Origin of the sequence: Cupriavidus laharis, from assembly GCF_914271435.1 — a bacterium.
Taxonomy (GTDB): domain Bacteria; phylum Pseudomonadota; class Gammaproteobacteria; order Burkholderiales; family Burkholderiaceae; genus Cupriavidus; species Cupriavidus laharis.
Window position 1 is genome coordinate 67,566 of sequence record NZ_CAJZAI010000020.1, and the last position, 7,206, is coordinate 74,771.

General features: G+C 66.5%; 7 protein-coding genes. All 7 read right to left on the reverse strand.

What is annotated here, in order from left to right; translation table 11 throughout:
- Positions 1-81: 81 nt before the first annotated feature.
- Positions 82-1,140, reverse strand: a complete 1,059-nt coding sequence (ruvB, locus tag LDO29_RS25235) for a Holliday junction branch migration DNA helicase RuvB (protein ID WP_224082477.1) — start codon at positions 1,138-1,140, stop codon at positions 82-84.
- A 34-nt stretch (positions 1,141-1,174) separates the two neighbouring features.
- Complete coding sequence (gene ruvA, locus LDO29_RS25240; RefSeq protein ID WP_224082478.1) at positions 1,175-1,756, reverse strand: Holliday junction branch migration protein RuvA; 582 nt, start codon at positions 1,754-1,756, stop codon at positions 1,175-1,177.
- A 73-nt stretch (positions 1,757-1,829) separates the two neighbouring features.
- The gene (locus LDO29_RS25245; protein ID WP_224082479.1) at positions 1,830-2,987 is read right to left on the reverse strand and encodes a glycerophosphodiester phosphodiesterase; all 1,158 of its coding nucleotides are present in this window, start codon (positions 2,985-2,987) and stop codon (positions 1,830-1,832) included.
- Positions 2,988-3,084: 97 nt separating this feature from the next.
- On the reverse strand, positions 3,085-3,630 hold the full coding sequence (gene ruvC, locus LDO29_RS25250; protein WP_224082480.1) for a crossover junction endodeoxyribonuclease RuvC: 546 nt from the start codon (positions 3,628-3,630) through the stop codon (positions 3,085-3,087).
- 379 nt (positions 3,631-4,009) lie between these two features.
- A complete protein-coding gene (gene purH, locus LDO29_RS25255; protein ID WP_224082481.1) occupies positions 4,010-5,581 on the reverse strand; it encodes a bifunctional phosphoribosylaminoimidazolecarboxamide formyltransferase/IMP cyclohydrolase in 1,572 nt (523 codons plus the stop codon).
- 22 nt (positions 5,582-5,603) lie between these two features.
- Positions 5,604-5,837 carry a Fis family transcriptional regulator gene (locus tag LDO29_RS25260; protein ID WP_211948844.1) on the reverse strand — a complete coding sequence of 78 codons (234 nt, stop codon included), beginning with the start codon at positions 5,835-5,837 and terminating at the stop codon, positions 5,604-5,606.
- Positions 5,834-6,898, reverse strand: a complete 1,065-nt coding sequence (gene dusB / locus LDO29_RS25265) for a tRNA dihydrouridine synthase DusB (protein WP_224082482.1) — start codon at positions 6,896-6,898, stop codon at positions 5,834-5,836. The genes LDO29_RS25260 and dusB overlap by 4 nt, the downstream gene beginning before the upstream one ends.
- Positions 6,899-7,206 lie beyond the last annotated feature (308 nt).

Genomic DNA, 7,206 nt, shown 5'->3' on the forward strand with positions numbered 1-7,206 from the left:
GGGACAAAAACGTTTAATTGACGTCCCGCCGGGGGCGCTGGCCGGGTTTGCGGCAGCGCAGCAACTGCCGCCGATTGCCGCCTATTCGCCGTCGAGCAGGTCGCCGGTGCCGCCGGCCTGGGGCGTCGCCAGGCCGAAGTGGCGGTAGGCTGCCGCGGTGGCAACCCGGCCGCGCGGCGTGCGTTGCAGGTAGCCCTGCTGGATCAGGTACGGCTCCAGGACGTCCTCGATGGTGTCGCGCTCCTCGCCGATCGCCGCGGCCAGGTTGTCGACGCCGACCGGGCCGCCGCCGAACTTGTGCAGCACGGCCTCGAGCAGCTTGCGGTCCATCAGGTCGAAGCCCACGCGGTCCACGTCCAGCATGGCCAGCGCGGCGTCGGCAATCTCGCGGGTGATGGTGCCGTCGCCCTTGACCTCGGCATAGTCGCGCACGCGGCGCAGCAGCCGGTTGGCAATACGGGGCGTGCCGCGTGCGCGCCGCGCGATTTCCAGCGCGCCCTTCGGGTCGATGCGTGCGTTGAGCAACTGGGCGGAGCGCGTGACGATGCGCGCGAGCTCCTCGGCGGTATAGAACTCCAGCCGCGCCACGATGCCGAAGCGGTCGCGCAGCGGATTGGTCAGCATGCCGGCACGCGTGGTGGCGCCGACCAGCGTGAACGGCTGCAGGTCCAGCTTGACCGAGCGCGCTGCCGGGCCTTCGCCGATCATGATGTCGATCTGGTAGTCCTCGAGCGCCGGGTACAGGATTTCCTCGACGACCGGCGAGAGCCGGTGGATTTCGTCGATGAACAGCACATCGTTGGCTTCGAGGTTGGTCAGCAGCGCGGCCAGGTCGCCGGGGCGCTCGAGCACCGGGCCCGAGGTCTGCCGCAGGTTCACGCCCATCTCGCGCGCGATGATATGCGCAAGCGTGGTCTTGCCCAGGCCCGGCGGGCCGAACAGCAGCACGTGGTCCAGCGCCTCGCGGCGGTTGCGTGCCGCGTGCATGAAGATGTCGAGCTGTCCGCGCACCTTCTCCTGGCCCACGTACTCGTCGAGCAGCTTGGGCCGCAGCGCGCGCTCGAAGGCCTCTTCGTGCGAGGAAGCAGGCGCGGCCGAGATCACGCGTTCGGGGGCGGAAAACTTGTCGGTTTCGATCATGGTGGCGGCGTCAGGGTTCGCGCTATTTTACGCCTCAGGCCTTGGACAAGGCCTTCAGCGCCAGCTTGATGCCGTCCGATACACCCGTGCCGGCCGGCACCTGCTTGATGGCCGTGGCAGCTTCCTTCTCCGAGTAGCCGAGCGCCAGCAGCGCATTGAGGATGTCGACCGCGCTGTCATGCACGGCCGCGGCGCCCGGCGCATGGCCCAGTTCCGCGCCCAGCTTGCCCTTGAGCTCCAGCAGCAGCCGCTCGGCCGTCTTCTTGCCGATGCCGGGCACGCGCGTCAGGCGCCCGGCTTCCTGCAGCGTGATGGCCTGCGCCAGTTCCGACACGGACATGCCCGAGAGCACCGCCAGCGCCATGCGCGCGCCGATGCCGGTGATCTTGATCAGCTCGCGGAACGTGTTGCGCTCGGCGGCGGTGCCGAAACCGTAGAGCAGGTGCGCGTCCTCGCGCACGATCAGCTGCGTGAGCAGCGTCACAGGCTGGCCGGTCGCGGGCAGGTTGTAGAACGTGCTCATCGGCACATCGATCTCGTAGCCGACGCCGTGGCAGTCCACCAGCAGGTGCGGAGGATTTTTCTCGATAAGGGTGCCGGCGATGCGTCCGATCATGGTGTTTGCGGTAAAGGTCGGTTCAACGTTCTTGCGGAAGGCCGCAAGTGTAGCCTAGCGGAGCGTTGGCGCCTCACGGAGCTTTGGCGTCTACGGCACGCCGGCCCAGCGCCGGGTCGTCGGTAAAGATGCCGTCCACGCCCGCGGCGACAAAGGCCTGCACCTCGCGCACCATGCCCGCCGGGCTGCGCGTGGCACTGTCGCCGCCGGTCTGGAACGCCTTGGGCAGGAAGGCATTCTCCGGCCGGAAGGTGTAGGGATGCACCAGCAGGCCGGCCGCGTGCGCGTTGCGCACGACGGCGGAAGGCGCGCCGAGGCCGCCCTGCGCATCGCGCGGCACCACGCTGTTCTTTTCCGGCCCGATGCCGTCGGCGTAGGTGGCCACCTCGCGCAGGCCGGTCGCGCTCAGCATGTCGCCGTAGGTGCGCGTATCGCCGGCCAGCCGCCAGTCGGGCGGGATCTTCTTCGGGTTGCCGATCAGTTGCACCAGTCTGACATTGGGCATGCCATGCCCCAGCGCCCGGCGCACCTGCCGCAGGCTGCCGGCCTCGAAGGACTGGACGAAGACCGGCGCCTCGCGCAGGTACGGCTGGCGGCGCAGCGCCTCGACCAGCCTGTCTTCGAGCGGCAGGCCGATGCCGCGGAAGTAGCTCGGGTGCTTCAGTTCGGGATACAGGCCGATCTGCCTGCCGGTGCGCAGCGACGCCTGCTGGGCGAGCCTCACGATCTCGTCGAAGGTTGGGATCTCGAACTGGTCGTTCAGGCGCGCATTGGCCGGGCGCAGCTTGGTGATGCGCTCCCGTGCGCGCAGCGTCTTGAGTTCGGCCAGCGTGAAATCCTCGGTGAACCAGCCTGTCAGGCGCTCGCCGTCGATGACCTTGGTGCGCTTGCGGTCGGCGAACTGGGGCATCTCGGCAACGTTGGAGGTGCCGCTGATGTCGTTCTCATGGCGTGCCACCAGCACGCCGTCGCGCGTGACAACCAGGTCCGGTTCGATGAAATCGGTGCCGTCTTCGATGGCCTTGGCGTAGGCCGCCAGCGTGTGTTCGGGGCGCAGTGCGCTGGCGCCGCGGTGGGCGATGACAAGCGGCTTCGCGGCCGGTGCCGGCGCTTCCTCGGGCGCGGGCGTGGCCACAGCCTTGGGTGCGGAAGGTGGGGGCAGCTTCGTGGCGCAACCCGCCAGCAGGACTGTGGCCAGGGTAGCGTGAAGGCAGGATCGGAGGCGGTGCATGGCAGAGGGTCCGTGGCCGCCGCGCGCGGGGCATGCCGTGCGCGGCAAATGCCCCTGATTGTAAGAGACCGGAGCGCGCGGCTTGCCGAAGCCCTTGTCAGCCGATCAGACGCCCGCGGCGCACACGCATTCCCTTGCGGACCAGCTCGGGTGCCAGCCCGGACAGCGTGCCGAGCGTGTTGCCGCCATTGGCGTGGCAGATGGCGATACCCAGGGCATCGGCGGCGTCGGTGCTCGGGCGGCCCGGCAGGCTCAGCAGGCGCATGACCATTTCCTGCACCTGCTCTTTGTTGGCGCGGCCATAGCCCACCACGGCCACTTTCAGTTGCAGGGCGGTGTACTCGAATACCGGCAGGCCCTGTCCCACCAGCCCGCAGATTGCCGCGCCGCGCGCCTGGCCCAGCAGCAGCGTGGATTGCGGGTTGACGTTGACGAACACCTTCTCGATGGCCGCGCAGTCCGGCGCGTAGGTGCGGGCGACCTCGCTGATGCCATCGAACAGCGTCTTCAGGCGGGCCGGCAGGTCGGAGTCGCCATTGCTCTTGATCGTGCCCGAGGCGATGTAGGAAAGCTTGTTGCCGTGCTTTTCCAGTACGCCGAAGCCGGTGGTGCGGAGGCCGGGGTCGATGCCTAAGATGCGCATTTAATGGTTTTGGGTTGGTGGGCTTTGTTTGGTTGTAGTTCTTGGCATGCGCTGCTGTTTCGCCGGCGTAGCCGGCGAGTCACTTTTTGTCCGAGCGACAAAAAGTAACCAAAAAGCGCGTTGCTTGCCCTAGCGGGCGAATATTGATCGTAGTGTGCCAGTGTTTTTGTACGGGTAATCGCTTCAGGGGTCAGTTCGGCTGCCTGTCGCTCACTGGCGAAAGCGCGCACCTTCGTTGACGGGCTGTCCTCCTGACCCCGGGAGGCCGGAGTGGCTCCTTGTTCGGGCGCCGTGCCTGCGGCCTGTGGTGAGAAACAAAAAAGCTCCGGCCGGCGGGCGAGTACCCGCGCGGCCGGAGCCTTTTTTGTGTGCGCCTCGATTAGTGGCGGAAATGGCGAGTGCCGGTCAGAACCATGGCGATGCCACGTTCATCCGCAGCCGCGATCACCTCATCATCCCGCATCGAACCGCCCGGTTGAATCACGCACGTTGCGCCGGCGTCGACCACCACGTCCAGCCCGTCACGGAACGGGAAGAAGGCATCCGACGCTACCGCCGAACCCGCCAGCGTCAAACCAGCATTCTGCGCCTTAATGCTCGCGATACGCGCCGAATCCACACGGCTCATCTGGCCTGCGCCGACGCCGAGGGTCATGCCGCCCCCGCAGAAGACGATGGCGTTGGACTTGACGAACTTGGCGACGCGCCAGGCGAACATCAGGTCGTCCATTTCCTTGGGCGTCGGGTGACGACGCGTCACCACGCGCAGTTCGGACGGCTGCACGTTCTTGGCATCCGGGCTCTGCACCAGCAGGCCGCCGCCGACGCGCTTGAGGTCATACTGGTTGACGCCCTTGCCCAGTGGGATTTCCAGCAGGCGTACGTTCTGCTTGGACGCGAACACGGCGCGCGCGCCGGCGCTGAACGACGGGGCGATCAGCACTTCGACGAACTGCTTGGCCACGGCCTGCGCAGCGGCTTCGTCCAGTTCAACATTGAAGGCGATGATGCCGCCGAAGGCCGAGGTCGAGTCGGTCTTGAAGGCCTTGTCATACGCTTCGAGCGCATTGGCGCCGACAGCCACGCCGCACGGGTTCGCGTGCTTGATGATCACGCAGGCGGGCGTGGCAACGTTGAAGGACTTCACGCATTCCCACGCCGCATCGGCATCGGCGATGTTGTTGTACGACAGTTCCTTGCCCTGCAGCTGCACGTAGTTGGCCAGCGCGCCGTCCACGGCTTTCAGGTCGCGGTAGAACGCGGCCGACTGGTGCGGGTTCTCGCCGTAGCGCATTTCCTGCACCTTGTCGAAGGCCAGGTTCAGCGTCTGCGGGTAGGCGCTGCGGCCCTGGTGCGACTTGTCGGTGCCCAGGCTGGTCAGGTAATTGGTGATCGCGCCGTCGTATTGCGCGGTGTGCGCGAAGACCTTGGTCGCCAGGCGGAAGTTGGTGTCGTAGCCAACCGTGTTGCCGTTGGCGCGCATTTCGTCGAGCACCACGGCGTAGTCGGCCGGGTCGACGATCACGGTCACGTCGCGGTGGTTCTTGGCCGCCGAGCGCAGCATGGTCGGGCCGCCGATGTCGATGTTCTCGATGGCGTCCGGCAGCGTGCAGTCATCCTTGGCAACCGTCTGCTGGAACGGGTACAGGTTCACCACCAGCAGGTCGATCGTCGGGATGTTGTGCTCGGCCAGCGCGGCCATGTGCTCGGGCAGGTCGCGGCGGGCCAGGATGCCGCCGTGGACCTTCGGGTGCAGCGTCTTCACGCGGCCGTCGAGCATCTCGGGGAAGCCGGTGTAGTCGGCCACTTCCGTGACGGGCAGGCCGCTGTCGGCCAGCAGCTTGGCGGTACCGCCGGTGGAAAGCAGCGTGACGCCGAGCGCGTTCAGTTCGCGCGCGAATTCGACGATGCCGGTCTTGTCGGAAACGGAAAGGAGAGCTTGCTTGATCATGGCTGTGCGAAACGCTTCAAATTCAAATTAAACCGTGCAGCTGCAGCTTCTTGCGCAGCGTATTGCGATTGATGCCCAGGTAGGCGGCGGCCAGCGACTGGTTGCGCTCGGCGCGCACCATCACGGCTTCGAGCAACGGACGCTCGACGGCCTCCAGCACCATGTTGTACATGTTGGACGGCTCTTCGCCGTCCAGATCCCGAAAGTAGCTGTCCAGGCTGTCCCGGATGCACTGGTCGATAGCGTTGCGGCTCATGCGGCAAGCAACTCCCCTTTGTCGTTGTTGTTGTTCGTTTCTTCCCCGCCGGCACCGGCCTCATCGACATAGACGAGCCGGTCTGACCATTGCGCCTGCTCATCGAAGAAGGCGTTGACCGCGGCCAGTTGCTCGCCGGTGGTTTCCAGCGTGTTCATGCGGTGGCGGAAGAGGTTCGCGCCGCGCAGCCCGCGCGTGTACCACGCGATATGCTTGCGTGCCGTGCGCACGCCGGTGAACTCCCCGTAGAACGCATAGTGGTCTTCGAGGTGCGCGTTCATGATCGCGCGGATCTCGGCCACTTCGGGCGACGGCAGCAGTTCCCCGGTAGCCAGGAAATGCTCGATCTCGCGGAACAGCCACGGCCGGCCCTGGGCCGCGCGGCCGATCATGATGGCGTCGGCGCCCGTCAGCGCCAGCACCTGTTTTGCCTTCTGCGGCGTGGTGATGTCGCCGTTGGCCACCACCGGAATGCGGATGGTGGCCTTGACCTCGGCGATGGTCTCGTACTCGGCGTCGCCGTGGTACAGGTCTGCGCGCGTACGGCCGTGGATGGTCAGCATGCTGATGCCCGCGTCCTCCACCATGCGCGCGACGCGCAGGGCATTGCGGTTCTCGCGGTTCCAGCCGGTGCGGATCTTGAGCGTGACCGGCACGCGGTCCCCTACGGCGCCTACCACGGCCTCGACGATGCGCACCACCAGCGGCTCGTTCTGCAGCAGCGCAGAGCCCGCGGCCACGTTGCAGACCTTCTTGGCCGGGCAGCCCATGTTGATGTCGATGATCTGCGCGCCGCGGTCCACATTGTAGCGGGCGGCTTCGGCCATCATGCCCGGCTCGGCGCCGGCAATCTGCACCGAGATGGGTTCGACCTCGCCGGCATGGTTGGCGCGGCGCATGGTCTTTTCACTCTTCCACAGCTGTGCGTTCGACGCGACCATCTCCGACACCGCATACCCCGCGCCGAGCTGCTTGCACAGCTGGCGGAAGGGCCGGTCCGTGACGCCCGCCATTGGGGCGACGAACAGGTTGTTGCGAAGTTGGTGTGGTCCGATCTGCACGTTGGGTCGGCGATTCCGGCGGCCACGGCCCCTGCCGGCATGCGCACAGCGCAATGCAAAACAGGACGGCCCGGTGGCGAAACTGGAGTGAAACGAAAAAACACGCCCGTGCCGAAACGGCTGTCGGCAATTCCACGGGCATGAGCGAGGGCTGGATTCTACCGCCAAACGACTGCTGCTGCCCAAGAATTGAGCATCAGGACAAGAGGCGAAGTCTGAAAATGCCTCGAACAGGTTAGCTACGAGGTGGCGGCGCCCGCCCCTGCGGGCGCCCCCCCAGCGGATAAGCCGCGCATGCCCAACAAAAA

Excerpts from the sequence above, each read along its gene's own strand:
- ruvB (WP_224082477.1), bottom strand. The coding sequence starts at position 1,140 with ATGATCGAAACCGACAAGTTTTCCGCCCCCGAACGCGTGATCTCGGCC.
- purH (WP_224082481.1), bottom strand. The coding sequence starts at position 5,581 with ATGATCAAGCAAGCTCTCCTTTCCGTTTCCGACAAGACCGGCATCGTC.
- ruvC (WP_224082480.1), bottom strand. The coding sequence starts at position 3,630 with ATGCGCATCTTAGGCATCGACCCCGGCCTCCGCACCACCGGCTTCGGC.
- LDO29_RS25245 (WP_224082479.1), bottom strand. The coding sequence starts at position 2,987 with ATGCACCGCCTCCGATCCTGCCTTCACGCTACCCTGGCCACAGTCCTG.
- LDO29_RS25260 (WP_211948844.1), bottom strand. The coding sequence starts at position 5,837 with ATGAGCCGCAACGCTATCGACCAGTGCATCCGGGACAGCCTGGACAGC.
- ruvA (WP_224082478.1), bottom strand. The coding sequence starts at position 1,756 with ATGATCGGACGCATCGCCGGCACCCTTATCGAGAAAAATCCTCCGCAC.